The following is a 16,755-nucleotide window of genomic DNA, read 5'->3' on the forward strand; positions in this document are numbered from 1 at the left end:
GATGCCGCTTGTCATCTCGGTTGCCCAGCGCAAGGGCGGAGTCGGAAAGACGACCCTTGCGGTCTTGCTCGCCGCAGAACTGGATCGGCGCACGGGCGTGGTCGGACTGGTCGACGCCGACTCGCAGGCGTCCGCGTGTCACTGGGCCGAGCCCGGCAATCTGTCGTTCCCCGTCTACCAGCTTGATCCGGAAACCCGGCCGGTCGCCGAATGGGCCAAGCTGATGCGCCAGATTCCGCATCAGATCATCGTGGTGGACTCCGCGCCGAACGATCGGGTGCTGGGCGCGGTGCTCGCGGTCGCCAATATCGTGCTGATGCCGTGCACGCCGTCCGGCCTTGACATCGAGGCCACCGCGCGGACGCTCGACATCGTGCGGGAAGTGCGCGCCACGCGGCGAACGGCGCTCCGTGCCATGATCGTGCCGAACCGCGTCGACCAGCGCACGCTCGAAGGCCAGCAGCTGATCGAGGAGCTCGATACGCTCGACGAGGAGATCGGGCCGATGATCGGCAGCCGCTCGGCCTATGTTCGCGCCGTCGCCTTGGGGCAATCGGTCGCCGATTTCGCCGGCGGCACGCCCGCGGATCTCGAGATCAAGATGCTCGCCGATCTCGTCATGAGCTGGTGCGGGATCGCGCCCAGGCAGCGGGTGGCGATTTAACAGAGCGCGCCGGCGGCTTCACGACAGGCCAACCATGCCGGCATGGGAACGAAAGAGTTCGGGCCGCAACCGGCCCTTGACGGCGGCGCCCCGCAGGCTTGGTTAACGGACTGCTCGCGCGCACCCTCGCATTTGAAACAAATGCCACCGCGCGCTTGAGCCCAAGCTCAAGACATTTCCCGTACATGCTTCCCGTCACTGTGGGGAGTGAAGAATGTACAACGTCAAGAGAGTGATGGCCCTGGTTCTGGCCGTCCTTGCGCTCGGGACAAGCGCACAGAACACCCAGGCTGGGATGGTCGGCTTCCCGCTGCCGCTGCGTGGCGTGATCGAGAAGATCCGCTTCAGCGAGCCGACGCTGGCCCCGATGGCCTACACCATGTTCTGTATGCGCTATGCCGACGAGTGCAAGCCGAAAGCCCGCGCCCGGATGGTGTTCCGCGGCGGCGCCACACGCCTGACCAAGCAACGCATCGCCGACCTGATCGAGGTCAACGCTTCGGTCAATCGCAGCATCGTGCCACAGCGCAACGAACGCGGCCTTGCCGGCGAGGAATGGTTGATCAATCCGGCGCGCGGCGATTGCAACGACTACGCGGTCAGCAAGCGCCACGAGCTGCTGGCGCGCGGCTGGCCGATGCGCGACCTTCTGCTGAGCGAGGTTGTGACCTCCTCCGGTGAGCATCATCTCGTGCTGGTGGTCCGCGCCAAGGGTGGAGACATCGTGCTCGACAATCTGAATGCGCAGATCCGCAGCTGGTCGCAGGCGCGTTATCGTTGGGTCAGGATGCAGACCCCCGCGAACCCCGACCACTGGGCTGGCGTCGCGCAGGCCGGCGCCTGAATTTCTGAACGAGCCCCATCGTTCGAAAATGGCGCAGCGAGACATTTCGCCGCGCCATTTTTCGTAGCAGCGACGATCGCCAGCGCGCCGCGGCGACATTGCCGGAACGATTGGAGGCATCGACGGTTGACCCCGGTTCAACCCATCGAGGCATCGACATGAAGCTGGCCGGCCTTGTCACAACAGCGGCGCTGGTCGTCGCCCTAGCCACGCCGGTGCTTGCACAGGGCACCGGGCAGACCACGCAGGGCACAACGCGCTATTCGATCGATGGACCGGGCGGTGGTGTTCCGACATCGCGGCCGCAGGCGACCCGGCCGGTCCCGCCGGCAACACCGGCTTACCCGTATGGCAGACCGTCGCGGCACGGGCCGCCGGTCGGTCAACGGACCAACGTGCCGCTGGGGTCGCGCTGACCGTCGCTTCGGCTGCAAATCCGTTCGGTCTTAACGCTATTCCCATCGTCATTTTGCCGCCCCAGACGGAATGTCGTACCGATGCGATCACTGCGCCTGTTGAGGCGCGGGATTGGTTCGCGCAGGGACAACACTTTCAATGGCGGGCAGGGGTTCGATCCTGATCACGGGTGGCGCGGGATATATCGGGTCCCATTGCGCCAAGGCGGTTGCCGAGGCCGGGTTTCTGCCGGTCGTCTACGACAATTTGTCCACCGGTCACCGCGATTTCGTGCGATGGGGACCGCTCGTGATCGGCGACGTCGCCGACCATGACAAGATCGCCGCCACCATCCGCGACCACAACGCGCTCGCCGTGATGCATTTCGCCGCGTTCAGTGCGGTCGGCGAGTCCGTGGCGGATCCGCAGAAATACTTCACCAATAACGTTGCCGGCACGCTCGGCCTGCTGCGCGGCATGCGGGAGGCGGGTTGCGACCGCCTGGTGTTTTCCAGCACCGGCGCGGTCTACGGCAACGCCGGCCGCGATCCAATTCCCGAGAGTGCCGCAGGTCCGACCGTCAATCCCTACGGCCGCTCCAAATTCATGATCGAGCAGATCCTGGCCGACTACCGCGCGGCCTATCGGTTCAACTCGGTCTGTCTGCGCTATTTCAATGCCTGCGGCGCCGACGCCTCCGTCACCATCGGCGAACTCCGCGATCCCGAGACGCATCTGATTCCGCGCGCGCTGATGGCGCTGCTGGGGCACGTGCCGGACTTTGCCATCTTCGGCGAAGACTATGACACGCCTGACGGCACCGCGGTGCGCGACTACATCCATGTCGATGATCTCGCCAGCGCCCATATCGCGGCGCTCGAGCTGCTGCTGAAGGGCGACGCCGGCGGCGTGTTCAATCTCGGCACCGGGACCGGCTATTCGGTGCGCCAGGTGCTCGACGCGATCCGCGCCGAGACCGGTGAAGCGGTGCCGAGCGTGGTGCGCGAGCGCCGGGCCGGCGATCCGCCGGTCCTGGTGGCCGATCCCTCCAGGTCGGAGCGCGGCCTCGGCTTCAGGGCCAGCCGGTCCGATCTCGGCTACATCATACGCTCGGCCTGGGCCTGGCATCAGAAGGCGCATCCGCGCCGGCGGTAGAGCATGATCCGGAAAAGTGCGAAGCGGTTTTCCGACAAGATCATGCTCAAATAACGATCAAGCCGCGAGAGGCTCAGTTCAATGTGATGTAATGCTGTTCGGCCAATCGCGCGAGGAACGGCATGTCGACAAGGCTTGCCACCAGGAAGACGGCGACCAGCGCCAGCACGAGCAGCATCAGGCCGCGCTCGCCATAGAGCTTCTCGGGCTTCTGCGCTGACGACCCCGGCGACGTCGACATCGAGAAGTAGGTGGTGAACAGCATCACCACCAGCGGCATCGCAAGGACATACTCGATACGGTACTTCACCAGGAACACCGAGAGGAAGAACACCGAGAACAGCGAATAGCTGAGGCACGAGGCCGTCAGCGACACCTCGGTATAGTGCGCGAAGCTCGCGCGGTAGCGTGCCAGCAGCTCCCTGCCGTGGGACGCGGCAATCTCGCGATATTCGGACAGCCGCTTGGCCGCCATCAGGAACGCGCCGCCAAACCAGTAGCACAGGATCACCGAGCCCGGCGGCAGGGAGGTCGGATCGATCATCGCCCAGCCGATCAACAGCCGCAGCGGATTGTTGACGGATTCCGAGATGACGTCGAAATAGGCCTTGTCCTTGCTCCGGAGCGGCGGGACATTGTAGACGATGCCCTGCACGGCGAAGATGCCGGTTGCGAACAGCATCAGGCGGCTGCTCGCAGATGCGCAGACGAGGCCGAGCGCGACCAGCAGCAGCCACTCGATTCCGATGATCTTGCCGTCCATCGCGCTCTGCACCGCGGAGCGCTGCGATTTGGTCGGGTGATGCCGGTCGAAGTCGCGGTCGAACCATTCATTGATCACATAATTGGCCGACGCGATGCAGATCGCGGCCGCAAGGCCGAGGACGATAGCGCTTGCGATATGCTCGCCTCTCGGGCCGCGCAACAGCCAGGCAAGGACAATCCCGGGAACGATGAAGATGTGCTTGGTGCTGTGATCGAGCCGCAGGATGGAAAGATACTGCCGGATGCTTGCGGCCGGCGGCTTGCCGGCTTCGACCTTGCTGTCCATCAGCGCCATCGCGCGGTCCTTTTTCTGTCGTCGTTGATCGATCGCCTAGTTGAGGAGGTAGACGTCGAAACTCTCGTCGGTCTTGGCGGGGCCGAAGCGGCGGAGCATCGTGGTCGCTTCGCGGAAATCGCGGATCTGCGCCGCTGAGGCACGGAACGTCCGCCAGTCCTTGCCTTCGTCGTAGGTCCGGTCGGGCGTGATCTCGTCGAGCCGGTAGGCCAGCAGGATGATGACGGGCGTGCGGCTTGTGTCGCGAAGCTCGCGGGCAAGGCGCAGGGTCTCGCCGAGATCGCTGTCCATCTTGCCCTTGCGCGAGAAGATCACGACGCTGCCGAATTTGTGGTCGCGCGCGAGATAGGTCCGGTTCTTGACGTAGTAGGGCAGCGCCTCGACCAGCCATTCCGGCTCGCCGAGGATCACTGCATTGGTGAGATCGGCGCGCGAGGCGATCAGGCGGCCGAGATCGGCGCTGCGGCTCGCGACCACGCCGGTCACTGCGTTGCGCAGATCGTTGATGCCGGCGGCGGTCTGGATCGCGAGCACCAGCAGCAGCGACCCGCGTCCGATCGCCGGCAGGCGCCGGTTGAGCCATGCGCGAGAGCCGGATGGCGCGGTGAGCCGGCTCCAGCCGATCCAGTAAAGCGCGATCAGGAAGCTCAGCCAGACCGCGGCATGTCGGTAGGCACTGTTGGCGGCGACGGCGAAGAACAACGACGTCAGCAGCAGGGCGGCGATGGCGGCGAGGAAGGCCGGTCGCCGCGGCAAAAGCCCGAGCGTCGCGCCGAACAGCAGCACCGATCCCGCGACCCCCGGCAGCAGATTGGCAAACAGCGCGCCCAGCGACGTCGCGCCGGGGTTCACCAGCGCAAGGACTGCGGCCGCCAGCGGTGAATCGTGCGACCAGTCTCGGGCCGCGGCGTCATTATAGGTCGGCAGCATCGTCACCGCGCAGATCACGACGCCAATCGTCGCGATCGTTGCATTGATCGCGAAATTGGTGAGTTGCGGCGACCAGCGCCAGTCACGGCTCTCTCGGGTCTCGAGCAGGTCGAGCAGCCAGAACAGCAGGAATGCGCCGGCCATGATCGCGCCGACGACGTTGGTGTTGGCGAGCAGGAACAGCAGCGCGCCGAGCAGCAAACCACGGTCGCGGTGAGCCCGATAGCAGGCCGCGATCGCGAACAGGAACAGGGCCGAGATGCCGTAATTCCTGGCCATCACGACATATTCAAACAACAGCGCATGGCCCGTGATCAGCAGCAGGACCAGCGGTCGTGGGAATGGTGACCGGAAGATCAGCAACGCGACCGTGATGAGCCCGACCACGAAGGCGACGGCGGGCAGCACCTCGACCTGGTCGAATACGGCATGCGTGCCGCGCAGCAGAAGGTACCAAAGGGCAGGGTGGCCCTCGCCATGCAACCCTCTCAGCATGGCGCCCGGATCGTCGCCGTTCAGGGCAATGGTGAGCGCCCGGACCTCGTCGCGCCACATCACGTGACGGCCGATCTGGAAGCCGACCAGCGCGACCCATCCCGCGAGGAGCAGGACGTCCGGCCAGGATCGGCGGTCCCGCTTGGGCGCGAACAACCACTGGTCCAGGATGGGCAGAGAACGGGTCAATGAATCCTGCTGCTGCTCGGATCGGGACGGTCAAACCGGGGCGTCATCTGCCGGCCTGGTGGTTTGTGTTAACAGTAAAATCCACATAGAATGTTGTAACATTATGGGCAAACCAGACTAACATTTATGACGCCGACGCCGGCCCAGAGAACGGTCAGGGACATCGGTCCTGCGCACCCCGAGGTGGAGTTCGCGCTGGTGCTGGCACGAACCATCGATTCCGTGAGCGCCGACCCGCAGCAGCTGCGCAGCGCGGTCTACGAGCTCGCGCGGCAGAAGCTGCAGCAGCTCGCGCACGAGGATCCGGCGGAAAAGCAGCGTCTGATGCAGGCGCTGGAAGTGGCGATCGAAGGCGTCGAAGCGCACACCAAGAGCAATGTGATCGAGAAATTCGAGGTGCCGCCGGCGCGGGCGCTGCCCGCATTCCTCGAGGCGGCGGGCGCTGCGCGGCGGATCGAGGCACCGCCCCGGATCGATGCCGAGCCGGCCTTTGTCACGACGCTCGATCGCGTCGAGCCTGCCGCGGTGGCGCGCGGTCCGCGATGGTCGTCGTCGGCGCCGCTGCGTTACGTTGTCATGCTGGCGTTCTTCGGGCTGATCGCGGCCGTTGTCCTGCTGCAGCAACGCGGCGTGTCATGGGCCGCGGCCCGCGCGATGATTGCCGGCACGCTGGCATCGGCGCCGCCTGAAACCCAAAGGCCGGCCGTGGTCGCGGCCGTCCCGGCGCCGGCCGCTGCGGCCGAGCCGCCGGCGCCAAGACGGCCATTGCCGACCGCCTATGGCGTCTACGCCGAGAGCGGCGGCAAGCTCTACGAGTTGCAGCTGATCCAGGGGCGTGCGCCGGATCCGCGGGTGGCGATCTCGGCGGCGATCACCAGGCCGAGCGAGACCACGCTGCCGGACGAACATCTCCGCTTCATTGTGTTCCGGCGCGAGGGTGCCGGCGGCGCCTCCGATCCGATCGATGTACGTCTGATCGCTCATGTGAGCCAGCAGACCACGTTCGACGCGACCGGCAAGCCGGTGGTCTCGCCGGGCGACGACAGCTGGGTGATCCGCAACATCTCGATCCCGTTCCGCGCGGCGCCGCTCAAGGACGATCCGCAGATGTTCGAGATCCTGCCGCGCGACGACGCGCCGCTGCCGCCGGGACGCTACGCGCTGATCCTGAAGGCGCAGGCCTACGATTTCACGGTCGAGGGCGCGGTCACCGACAAGCGGCATTGCCTGCAGCGGCTGGCGGCCGCAAATGGTGTGTTCTACTCAGAATGCGAGAAACCGTGAGCGGGGTGTCCGTCCGGCTCAGCGTCGTGCTGGCGCTCCTGCTGGCATCGCGTGCCGCCGTCGCCGCACCCGATGCCGAGACCGCAAAGCGCTGCCTGCGCGCGGCCTACATGGTCTACCCCTACAAGCGACCGGGGGCCGTGCCGATGAATGGCGATCGGCTGCATTTCTTTCAGCAATGCATGGCGCAAGACGACACGAAGTCGGCGGAAGCGCCGAAGCGCGATTGAGCGCAATGCGCCGGCCGCTCAGTTCGCGGACTGCTCCACGCCCGACCTCAGCCGGCCGAGCTGGTTACGCAGCACGAGCAGCATGAAGCGACCGACGCCGATGCCGGCGAGACCCCCCGCCACCTTGACGATCGCATCGATCAGGCGGCCGTGACGATCCGGTGTCAGGAATTGCATTGCTTCGAGCGTGAACGCGCTGAAGATGACAAGGAGCACGATCAGCGCGGTGCGCCGCGGGTAGCCCAGCACGAAGGCCAGCGCCATCACGGCGAACGCCGCGAAATGCTCGATCTGCGGATGGAATAGCGAGGGACGGTCCTGGATCGGGGACAGTGTCACGAAGGCGATGAGCGCAAGCGCAAGCCAGCCTGCAATCACGCCGAACCTCCGTATCTTTGAAACAAGCAACGCGTTCTTCCCGGTCCATATGCGCTGGGCGCGCCGCCGTTGAATTAGCGCATCGCCGGTGTCAGCGACATGAAAATGGTCGTCGAAGGTTAACTTGCCGGTCGGCTGCAAATGACCCGACATGTTGTCCGCGCTCCGGTCCGCCGGAAGGTTGCCAGCAACAATTGCTTTCAAGTTTATGGTATTAAAATACCCTAAACTGAAACCCAATCTCACTTCGCGCGCATCTCATGGAGGGAACCAGGGGTGCTTGCGCGGGTTCCCCGGATGGTGCACCTGACGAAAAAATTAGCGACGCCTTGCGGGTCCATTCATAAGCCGTTCACGGCGGGAAGCCTCATTTGGTGCCGGAATGTCGTAATGCTCACTCTCGGAGGCCAAAGTGCGTCTGCTCGTCGTTGAGGATGATCCGGATCTAAACCGCCAGCTCACCACCGCGCTGACGGACGCCGGCTATGTGGTCGATCGCGCGTTCGACGGCGAGGAGGGGCATTTCCTTGGTGATAGCGAGCCGTACGACGCGGTGGTGCTGGATATCGGCCTGCCGAAAATGGACGGTATCTCGGTGCTCGAGGCCTGGCGGCGGAACAAGCGGGTGATGCCGGTGCTGATCCTCACCGCACGAGATCGCTGGAGCGACAAGGTTCAGGGCTTCGACGCCGGCGCCGACGACTATGTCGCCAAGCCCTTCCACCTCGAGGAGGTGCTGGCGCGGATCCGCGCGCTGCTGCGCCGCGCGACCGGGCATGCCCAGGTCGAACTGAACTGCGGGCCGGTGGCGCTGAACACCCGGACCAAGCGGGTCACCGTCAACGGCAATCCGATCAAGCTGACCTCGCACGAGTACAATCTGCTCGACTATCTGATGCACCACACCGGGCGGGTGGTCTCGCGCACCGAACTGGTCGAGCATCTCTACGACCAGGACTTCGACCGCGACTCCAACACGATCGAGGTGTTCGTCGGGCGCATTCGCAAGAAGCTGGAAGTCGATATCATCCAGACCGTGCGCGGCCTCGGCTACATGCTTTCGCCGCCGACCTAGAGCATGATCCGGAAAAGTGCGCAGCGGTTTTCCCTGCGACAAACGCGAAGCGTTTGCGCGGAGATCATGCTCTTGAAGCATTTTCGAGCGAAGTGGATGCCGGTTCGTTCGCGTGAAGAAAGCGCGGACCAAACAATGGGATAAGAGCATGTCCTATTCAATCGGATCATGCTCTTAAGGTGCTTGATCGCGATGCGGGCATTGGCATGATCCGCGCCAGGAGGACTGGATTCGCCATGTCTGAACTCGCCTTGTCGCGGCCCGCTGACGCGATGTTCGAGCTCGTGCCCTGATGGGCGGCAGCTCGCTCGCGACACGCCTGTTCGTCTCGGCGACCGCCTGGGTGGTGGTGATCCTGGCGATCACAGGCGTCATCCTGTCGTCGGTCTATCGCGACGCGACCGAGCGCGCCTTCGACCGCCGGCTCAATCTCTATCTGCGCACCCTGATCGCCGAGGTGGCGACGCCGGACGAGCCGGCGGACCGCCAGTTCCAGTCGCTGGGCGAGCCGCTGTTCGACCTGCCATTGTCGGGCTGGTACTGGCAGATCACCCGGACCGATACCGAAAAGGGCGAGACCCGCGCCTCGCGCTCGCTGTGGGACAAGAAGCTGCCCAAGCTCGAGGAGCACGGCGCCGAGCTGACCGCCGCCGGGGTCCGGCTCGGCTATGTCGACGGGCCCGAAGGCCAGAGCCTGCGCGTGGTGGAGCGGCCGGTCGATCTCGGCGCCGACGGCAAGTTCCTGGTCAGCGTCGCCGGCGATGCCACCGAGATCTTCGATGAGACCCGCAGCTTCGACTATTATCTCGGCGGCACCTTCGCCGCGCTCGGCATCGTGCTGCTGCTGACCACGATCTTCCAGGTGCGCTACGGTCTCGCGCCGCTCAAGCGAATCTCGGATGCGATTGCCGATATCCGCTCCGGCCGCGCCGAGCGGCTGGAGGGCCGGTTTCCGGTCGAGATCGCACCGCTGGCGCGCGAGACCAATGCGCTGATCGATGCCAACCGGGAGATCGTCGAGCGCTCGCGCACCCATGTCGGTAATCTCGCCCATGCGATCAAGACGCCGCTCTCGGTGATCGTGAACGAGGCGGCCGCGCATACCGCCGATCCTTTCGCCAGCAAGGTGCTGGAGCAGGCCGATCTGATGCGGGACCAGGTCGCGCACCATCTCGAGCGCGCGCGGATCGCCGCCCGTGCCACCATCATCAGCACCATCACCGACGTCGCACCTGTGATCGAGGCGCTGCGCCGGACCATGGAGAAGATCCATCGCGATCGCGACCTCTCGATCGAGGCGAAGGCCGATCCGGCGGCACGGTTTCGCGGCGAGCGGCAGGATCTGGAGGAGATGGTCGGCAATCTCGTCGACAACGCCTGCAAATGGGCGGCTTCGCAGGTGTTCGTCGAGGTGACCGTGGTCCCGCCCGAGGCCTCGGGCGCCGGGCCGAGGCTGCGCATTGTGGTCGACGACGACGGGCGCGGCCTTTCGGAAGCCGAGCGTGCCCAGGTGTCGCGGCGCGGCCAGCGGCTCGACGAGTCGAAACCCGGCTCCGGGCTCGGCCTGTCGATCGTGACCGATCTCGCCGGCCTCTATGGCGGCAATCTCACCCTGAACAACGCGCCGATCGGCGGCCTGCGCGCCGAGCTCACGCTGCCGGCGGTGTAGTGCAAGATGACTTTACTCTGAATCGAGCGGCAGATTCCGCTTCACCTCGCCCCGCGCGCGGGGAGAGGTCGGAACGCATCGTTAGATGCGTTCCGGGTGAGGGGGGAGTCTCCGTAAACGCAGCTATCACCCGATACGCGGAGGCGGCCCCTCACCCCAACCCTCTCCCCGTAAGAACGGGGCGAGGGAGCGCAGCGCCGCCGCGGTCGCCATCCGACCTAAACCCATCTCGCTCTAGTCGGCCTTGGGAGGCTCGGCGCCGTCATTCTTCCTAAACGGCTTCTTAACGCGCCCGCCGCTATCATTGCGGGCGGACGGGCTGCGGCGCTTGCCGGGCACCAAGCTTTCACGACCGGGCATGAGCCAGAAATCGACCGAGCGGCTGAGGGATTATCTCGCGCAGCTTCCGCCGCAATCGCAGGCGCTGCTGATGCGTGAGCTGGAGCGCGCCGTCGAACGCGGCGATGACGTCGCCGTCGCCAATCTGGTCCTCGAGCAGCTGCGCAAGATCGTGCGCGGGGCCGAGGAGGACGAGCAGATCCAGCCGCGCAGCGACGACCCGGCGCGGCTCCTGTTCCGGCCGCTCGAGCCGTTCCTCGCCGAGACCAATTTCCCGACGCGAGCGGGCCAGATCCGGCGCGCCTCGCTGCTGCCGATCTGGCAATGGCTGGCCCGCGAGGGCGCGCCCGAAGCGGCTCGCGCGTTCGAGGCGGCGTTGGCCGCGGCCACGGAGAGCGGTCCGATGGAGGCCGCCGCGCGCAAGTTCCAGCTTGCCGCCGCGGACGCCATCCTCAAGATCGCGGCGCCGAGCCAGGACGACCGCCAGCGCGCGCTGTCGCGGGTCGGCCCGCCAAACGTGGTCGAGGACCTGCTGCCGATCGGCCTCGTTCTGCAGGCCCGCGAAGCGCTGGAAACCCTGGGAAGCCGGCTGCCGAGCCAGATCCGGGTGTTTGCCGATTCCCAGATCGCCTCCGCGATGGAGGCGCTCAAGCTGCCGTCGTTGCAGACGCCGCAACTGCTGCCGTTTGCGCTGTCATTGATTGCGCAGCGGCTCGCCGCGCCATGGCAGATCATCCGTCTCGCCATCAAGATGGCGGCCTCCGACGACGAACTGCGGGTTGCGGCGACGCCTTACGGCATCGCGGTCACCATCGCGCTGCATGATTTGTCGTTCGTCGCGGCCTGCCTGCGCACCGACATCAGGCGCGGGCATTTCGATTATGTCGGCGAGCAGCTCAAGACCCTGCATGACGGCGTCCGCGGCCTGCGCACCGAGCTCGATCTGCGCAACGATTCCACCTGGGGCCGCCAGCTCACCTCGGTCCGCGCCGATACTTCCAACGCGCTGCAATCGGAGATCGACAGCGTGCCGGGCCGGGTCCGCCGCATCCTGCGCCAGCGCGCCGACAAGGACATTACGGCAGGGGCCAAGATCGATGCGACCGAGGTCGAGGATGCCGCGGCGCTGATCGATTTCGTCGCGGTGTGCCGCACCTATGCCAGCGAGCTCGCCATCAACGAGGTGACGCTGCGGACTTTCTCCGACCTGCAACATTATGTCGAGCAGTCGACCGAAGGGCTGGTGCAGTCGCTGCGCGGCGGCGACGCCCGGGTCCGGGCGTTCCGCCAGCAGCAGGTCAAGGCCGCGATCCGCTTCTGCGAGGTGCTGTTCGGCCACGACTACGCCTCGCTGATGAACCGGGCCGCCGAAAACGCCGTGACCGGCGAGCGCAAGTCGTCGCGCGCGGGGTAGCGAGATCGCGCAATTCGCGAGCATGTTCGACGACAAGCCGACGAGCCCGCCAAGGCGGGACCATCAGCATTGCACAATTTCGGAATAATGGAAGTGTGGCACTGATTTGCCCGACGTGTCAACCGTCAATCGAGCGCTGTGTCAATCGAGCGCTGTTGGAAGCCTGCTCCCTTGCATGGGGTTGTTTTCGATATTTTGGTCGTGCGCGCCCTCGCCCGGAAACACCGTTGCAATACCGCCGGAACTGCACCGGAAACCGCCTGATTTCGACGTTCCGCCGATCCAGCAATTGTCAATTGCCGGGCTCGCCGCCGGTAGTGTAAAGCGATTCTAAGGCGGCTTGCCGGAAGTCGCCGTTCCATCCGGGAACCGCTTGATGACGCTGTGGTTTGTGTTCGCGCTGATGACGGTCGCGGCGATCTTTGCCGTGCTGTGGCCGCTCAGCCGCCGCGGGCGCGCGGATACCGGCGGCAGCGAGGTCGTGGTCTACCGCGACCAGCTCGCCGAAATCGACCGCGACATGGCCGCCGGCATCATCGGTGCCGCCGAGGCCGATGCCGCACGGGTCGAGATCAGCCGCCGGCTGCTGGCCGCCGCCGATCAGGGCGGACGTGAGACCCCGGTGCAAGGCAACCTCAATCTGCGGCGCACTGCCGCGATCGTCGGCCTGGTCGGATTGCCGGTGATTGCCTCGAGCTTCTATCTCGCGCTCGGCTCGCCGCGGCTTGGCGACTTTCCGCTCGCCGAGCGCGGCCGGGTGGCCGACGCCAACCAGCCGCTCACCAATCTGGTCGCGCAGGTCGAGGCGCATCTCGAAAAGAACCCGACCGACGGCCGCGGCTGGACGGTGCTGGCCCCGGTGCTGTCGCGCCTCGGCCGCTACGATGACGCCGTCCGCGCCTATCGCAACGCCATCACCTATGCCGGCGACAGCGCCGATCGCCGCGCCGACCTCGGCGAGGCGCTGATGGGGACTGCCGGCGGCGTCGTCACCGCGGACGCCAAGGCGGAATTCGAGCGCGCGGTCGCGCTGAACGGCGACGATGCAAAGGCGAACTATTTCCTCGGTCTCGCCGCCGAGCAGGACGGCCGCAAGGCTGATGCCGCTGCGCTCTGGCAGAAGATGCTGGCGAAGGCGCCGGCGGACGCGCCGTGGCTGCCGCTGGTGCAGGCCGCGCTGGTGCGGGTGGGCGGAAGCGTGCCCGGCGGCGTCAGCGCACCCGGTGGCGTGAGCGCACCGGCGCTGCCGGACAGTGCGGTGGCTGCGGCCAGGGACATGAGCGAGGCCGATCGCGGCACCATGATCAAAGGCATGGTCGATCGGCTGGCGACGCGGCTGAAGACCAATGGCGACGACGTCGAGGGCTGGCTGCGGCTGGTCCGCGCCTATCTCGTGATGGGCGAGCGCGACAAGGCGATGAGCGCGCTCGCGGATGCCCGTCAGGCGGTCGCCAACGATGCGGACCGGTTGCGTCAGCTCAATGAGGGGCTGAAGAATCTCGGGCTGGATGGATAGAGCATGACGCCGAAAAGTGCGCGGCGGTTTTCGGAGGATGTCATGCGCAAGGATGGAACATGACCAGGAAGCAACGGCGTTTGACACTGATCGGCTGCGCGCTCGTCGTGCTCGCGATCGCCGCGGGCCTGGTGCTGAACGCGCTGCGCGATTCCATCGTGTTCTTCTCGACGCCGTCGATGGTCGCCGAAAAGCATCTTGGTCCGGGCAAGCGTTTCCGCCTCGGCGGCCTGGTGGAGCAGGGCTCGCTCAAGCGCGGCGACAATCTCGCCGTGACCTTCACCGTCGGCGACGGCGGCGCGACGCTGCCGGTCGCCTACAAGGGCATCCTGCCGGATCTGTTCCGCGAGGGGCAGGGCGTCGTCGCCGAAGGCGCGCTCGACGCCAGCGGCGTGTTCCGCGCCGACACCGTGCTCGCCAAGCATGACGAGACTTACATGCCGAAGGACGTCGCCGACGCCTTGAAGAAGCAGGGCCACTGGAAGGACGATTACGGTGCCAAATCAGGCAATACGCCGAGCGCCTCCGCGGCGCCGACCCAGGGAGCCGTGCGGTGATTGCCGAAAGTGGACATTACGCCCTGGTGCTCGCGCTCGGGCTGGCGCTGATCCAGTCCATCGTGCCGATCGTCGGCGCGCGCTGGCGCGATGCGGCGCTGATGAACGTCGCGCGCTCGACCGCGCTCGCCCAATTGCTGTTCGTTGCGGCGTCGTTCGCGGCGCTGGTGACGCTGCACGTCACCTCGGATTTCTCGGTCGCCAATGTCTACGAGAATTCGCATTCGCTGAAGCCGCTGCTCTACAAGATCACCGGCGTGTGGGGAAACCATGAAGGATCGATGCTGCTGTGGGTGTCGATCCTGGCGCTGTTCGGCGGCCTCGTCGCTGCCTTCGGCAACAATCTGCCGCTGTCGCTGCGTGCGCATGTGCTGGCGGTGCAGGCCTGGGTCGCCAGCGCGTTCTATCTGTTCATCCTGATCACCTCGAACCCGTTCCTGCGCATCGCCAATCCGCCGCTGGAGGGACGCGACCTCAATCCGGTGCTGCAGGATATCGGCCTCGCGGTGCATCCGCCGATGCTCTATCTCGGTTATGTCGGCTTCTCGATCTCGTTCTCGTTCGCGGTGGCGGCGCTGCTCGAGGGACGGATCGACGCCGCCTGGGCGCGCTGGGTGCGGCCGTGGACGCTGATGGCTTGGATCTTCCTGACGCTCGGCATCGCGATGGGCTCCTACTGGGCCTATTACGAGCTCGGCTGGGGCGGCTGGTGGTTCTGGGATCCGGTCGAGAACGCATCGCTGATGCCGTGGCTTGCCGGCACCGCGCTGTTGCATTCGGCGCTGGTGATGGAGAAGCGCAATGCGCTGAAGGTCTGGACCGTCCTGCTGTCGATCCTGACCTTCTCGCTGTCGCTGCTCGGCACCTTCCTGGTGCGCTCCGGCGTTCTGACCTCGGTCCATGCCTTCGCGACCGATCCGACACGCGGCGTGTTCATCCTGCTGATCCTGTTCGTCTTCATCGGCGGCAGCCTGTCGCTCTATGCCTGGCGCGCGCCGGCGCTGAAGCAGGGCGGGCTGTTCGCACCGATCTCGCGCGAAGGCGCGCTGGTGCTCAACAATCTGCTGCTCACCACCGCCTGCGCGACCGTGTTCATCGGCACGCTGTATCCGCTGGCGCTCGAGGTGCTCACCGGTGAAAAGATCTCGGTCGGCGCGCCGTTCTTCAATTTCACCTTCGCGCCGCTGTTCGTGCCGTTGTTGCTCGCGGTGCCGTTCGGGCCGCTGCTGGCCTGGAAGCGCGGCGATCTGCTCGGCGCGGCGCAGCGGCTGATGGTGGCCGGCATCGTCGCGCTGGTTGCGATGGCGCTGGTGCTGGCGTGGACCTATGGCGGCGCGACCTTGGCGCCGCTCGCGATCGGGCTGGCAGTGTTCGTCATCATGGGCGCGCTGTGCGATCTCGCCGAGCGCATCGCGCTGTTCCGGATTCCGCTGTCGCTCTCGCTGCGCCGGGCGCGCGGCTTGCCGCGTGCGACCTGGGGGACTGCGTTTGCGCATGCCGGTCTCGGCGTCGCGCTGATCGGAATCGTCTGCGAGACCACCTGGAACAGCGAATATATCGGCGCGATGAAGCCCGACGACGTCGCCCGCGTCGCCGGCTACCAGTTGCGGCTCGACGGCCTGAACCCGCGGCAGGGGCCGAACTTCCGCGAGATGGTCGCGCAATTCACCGTGACGCGTGACGGCGACAAGGTCAGCGTGATGACGCCGTCGAAGCGCAACTTCACGACCCGCGGCGCCTCGACGACCGAGGCCGCGCTGATGACGCGCGGCGCCAGCCAGCTCTACATCTCGCTCGGCGATACCTCGGCCGATGGCGCGATCGCGGTGCGCATCTATCACAAGCCGCTGGTGCTGATGATCTGGTGGGGCCCGGTGCTGATGGCGTTCGGTGGTCTGCTGTCGCTGTCCGACCGCCGCTTGCGGGTCGGCGCGCCGAAGCCAGCGAAAGCGGCGCGCGCATTGCAGGCGGCCGAGTGATGCGGTCGCGCGCGCTTGCAGCCGCCGTGCTTGCGGCGGCCCTGATGCTCGGGGCGATGCCCGCACGGGCGGTGCTGCCCGACGAGGTCATGGCGGATCCGGCCAAGGAGGCGAGGGCGCGCGAGCTCTCCAAGGAGCTGCGCTGCATGGTCTGCCAGAACCAGTCGATCGACGATTCGGAGGCGCCGCTGGCGCGCGACCTGCGTCTCTTGGTGCGTGAACGCATCTCGGCCGGCGACAGCGACGGCCAGGTGATCGATTTCCTGGTGGCGCGCTACGGCGAATTCGTGCTGCTGAAGCCGCGCCTCAACGAGCACACGCTGCTGCTGTGGCTGACCCCGCCGCTGGCGTTGCTGCTGGGCGGCTTTGCGCTCTGGCGCCTCGGCCGGCGCAAGGCAAATCCGGCCGCGGGCGGGGGCGATTCCGCCGCCGGACTGACGTCCGACGAGCAGGCGCGCTTGGAACGGCTGCTGGCGGCGGAATCCGCGCCGGACAAGCCGCTTTAGTTCCCTTTTAAGTCCTTTATTTACCTGCGCTATTCTGCCGCAGCGGCGGCCGCCTCGATTACAAAAGTTTAATTC

At 66.1% G+C, this 16,755-nt stretch carries 15 protein-coding genes; 12 read left to right on the forward strand and 3 right to left on the reverse strand.

Annotation, left to right across the window (positions count from 1 at the left end):
* Position 1 precedes the first annotated feature (1 nt).
* The 3 genes from ACVW1B_RS07180 (at position 2) to galE (ending at position 3,059) form a co-directional block, all read left to right on the forward strand.
* Positions 2-664, forward strand: a complete 663-nt coding sequence (locus ACVW1B_RS07180; protein ID WP_028345280.1) for a ParA family protein — start codon at positions 2-4, stop codon at positions 662-664.
* Positions 665-878: 214 nt separating this feature from the next.
* Entirely contained in the window at positions 879-1,508 is a 630-nt protein-coding gene (locus tag ACVW1B_RS07185; protein ID WP_225161207.1) for a transglutaminase-like cysteine peptidase, read from the forward strand.
* Between the two features lie 555 nt (positions 1,509-2,063).
* Positions 2,064-3,059: a UDP-glucose 4-epimerase GalE gene (gene galE, locus ACVW1B_RS07190; RefSeq protein WP_456821424.1), complete on the forward strand. Its 996-nt coding sequence runs from the start codon at positions 2,064-2,066 to the stop codon at positions 3,057-3,059.
* 73 nt (positions 3,060-3,132) lie between these two features.
* Here the strand turns inward: galE and ACVW1B_RS07195 are convergent, their stop codons facing one another.
* Together ACVW1B_RS07195 and ACVW1B_RS07200 are read right to left on the reverse strand one after the other, a co-directional pair.
* Positions 3,133-4,119, reverse strand: a complete 987-nt coding sequence (locus tag ACVW1B_RS07195; RefSeq protein WP_456821425.1) for a UbiA family prenyltransferase — start codon at positions 4,117-4,119, stop codon at positions 3,133-3,135.
* A gap of 36 nt (positions 4,120-4,155) precedes the next feature.
* Entirely contained in the window at positions 4,156-5,733 is a 1,578-nt protein-coding gene (locus ACVW1B_RS07200) for a hypothetical protein (RefSeq protein WP_456821426.1), read from the reverse strand.
* A 198-nt stretch (positions 5,734-5,931) separates the two neighbouring features.
* Between ACVW1B_RS07200 and ACVW1B_RS07205 the strand changes: the two genes are divergently transcribed.
* On the forward strand, positions 5,932-7,017 hold the full coding sequence (locus tag ACVW1B_RS07205) for a hypothetical protein (RefSeq protein WP_456821427.1): 1,086 nt from the start codon (positions 5,932-5,934) through the stop codon (positions 7,015-7,017).
* A complete protein-coding gene (locus tag ACVW1B_RS07210) occupies positions 7,014-7,247 on the forward strand; it encodes a hypothetical protein (protein ID WP_456781083.1) in 234 nt (77 codons plus the stop codon). Before ACVW1B_RS07205 ends, ACVW1B_RS07210 begins: the two co-directional genes overlap by 4 nt.
* A gap of 18 nt (positions 7,248-7,265) precedes the next feature.
* On the opposite strand, the gene ACVW1B_RS07215 is transcribed toward ACVW1B_RS07210, so the two are convergent.
* Positions 7,266-7,865 (reverse strand): VanZ family protein, encoded by a 600-nt coding sequence (locus tag ACVW1B_RS07215; protein WP_210263074.1) that lies wholly within the window; start codon positions 7,863-7,865, stop codon positions 7,266-7,268.
* A gap of 172 nt (positions 7,866-8,037) precedes the next feature.
* Between ACVW1B_RS07215 and ACVW1B_RS07220 the strand changes: the two genes are divergently transcribed.
* From ACVW1B_RS07220 to ACVW1B_RS07250, 7 genes are all read left to right on the forward strand, one after another.
* Positions 8,038-8,700 carry a response regulator transcription factor gene (locus ACVW1B_RS07220; RefSeq protein WP_016841655.1) on the forward strand — a complete coding sequence of 221 codons (663 nt, stop codon included), beginning with the start codon at positions 8,038-8,040 and terminating at the stop codon, positions 8,698-8,700.
* Positions 8,701-8,992: 292 nt separating this feature from the next.
* The gene (locus tag ACVW1B_RS07225) at positions 8,993-10,369 is read left to right on the forward strand and encodes an ATP-binding protein (protein WP_456821428.1); all 1,377 of its coding nucleotides are present in this window, start codon (positions 8,993-8,995) and stop codon (positions 10,367-10,369) included.
* A 358-nt stretch (positions 10,370-10,727) separates the two neighbouring features.
* Positions 10,728-12,122, forward strand: a complete 1,395-nt coding sequence (locus ACVW1B_RS07230; protein ID WP_057020248.1) for a hypothetical protein — start codon at positions 10,728-10,730, stop codon at positions 12,120-12,122.
* A 376-nt stretch (positions 12,123-12,498) separates the two neighbouring features.
* A complete protein-coding gene (gene ccmI, locus ACVW1B_RS07235; RefSeq protein WP_456821429.1) occupies positions 12,499-13,638 on the forward strand; it encodes a c-type cytochrome biogenesis protein CcmI in 1,140 nt (379 codons plus the stop codon).
* A 59-nt stretch (positions 13,639-13,697) separates the two neighbouring features.
* On the forward strand, positions 13,698-14,195 hold the full coding sequence (gene ccmE, locus ACVW1B_RS07240) for a cytochrome c maturation protein CcmE (RefSeq protein ID WP_253609480.1): 498 nt from the start codon (positions 13,698-13,700) through the stop codon (positions 14,193-14,195).
* Complete coding sequence (locus ACVW1B_RS07245) at positions 14,192-16,174, forward strand: heme lyase CcmF/NrfE family subunit (RefSeq protein ID WP_456821430.1); 1,983 nt, start codon at positions 14,192-14,194, stop codon at positions 16,172-16,174. Before ccmE ends, ACVW1B_RS07245 begins: the two co-directional genes overlap by 4 nt.
* A complete protein-coding gene (locus tag ACVW1B_RS07250) occupies positions 16,174-16,680 on the forward strand; it encodes a cytochrome c-type biogenesis protein (protein ID WP_456781078.1) in 507 nt (168 codons plus the stop codon). Before ACVW1B_RS07245 ends, ACVW1B_RS07250 begins: the two co-directional genes overlap by 1 nt.
* Positions 16,681-16,755 lie beyond the last annotated feature (75 nt).

It is taken from the genome of Bradyrhizobium sp. USDA 4502 (genome assembly GCF_054063355.1).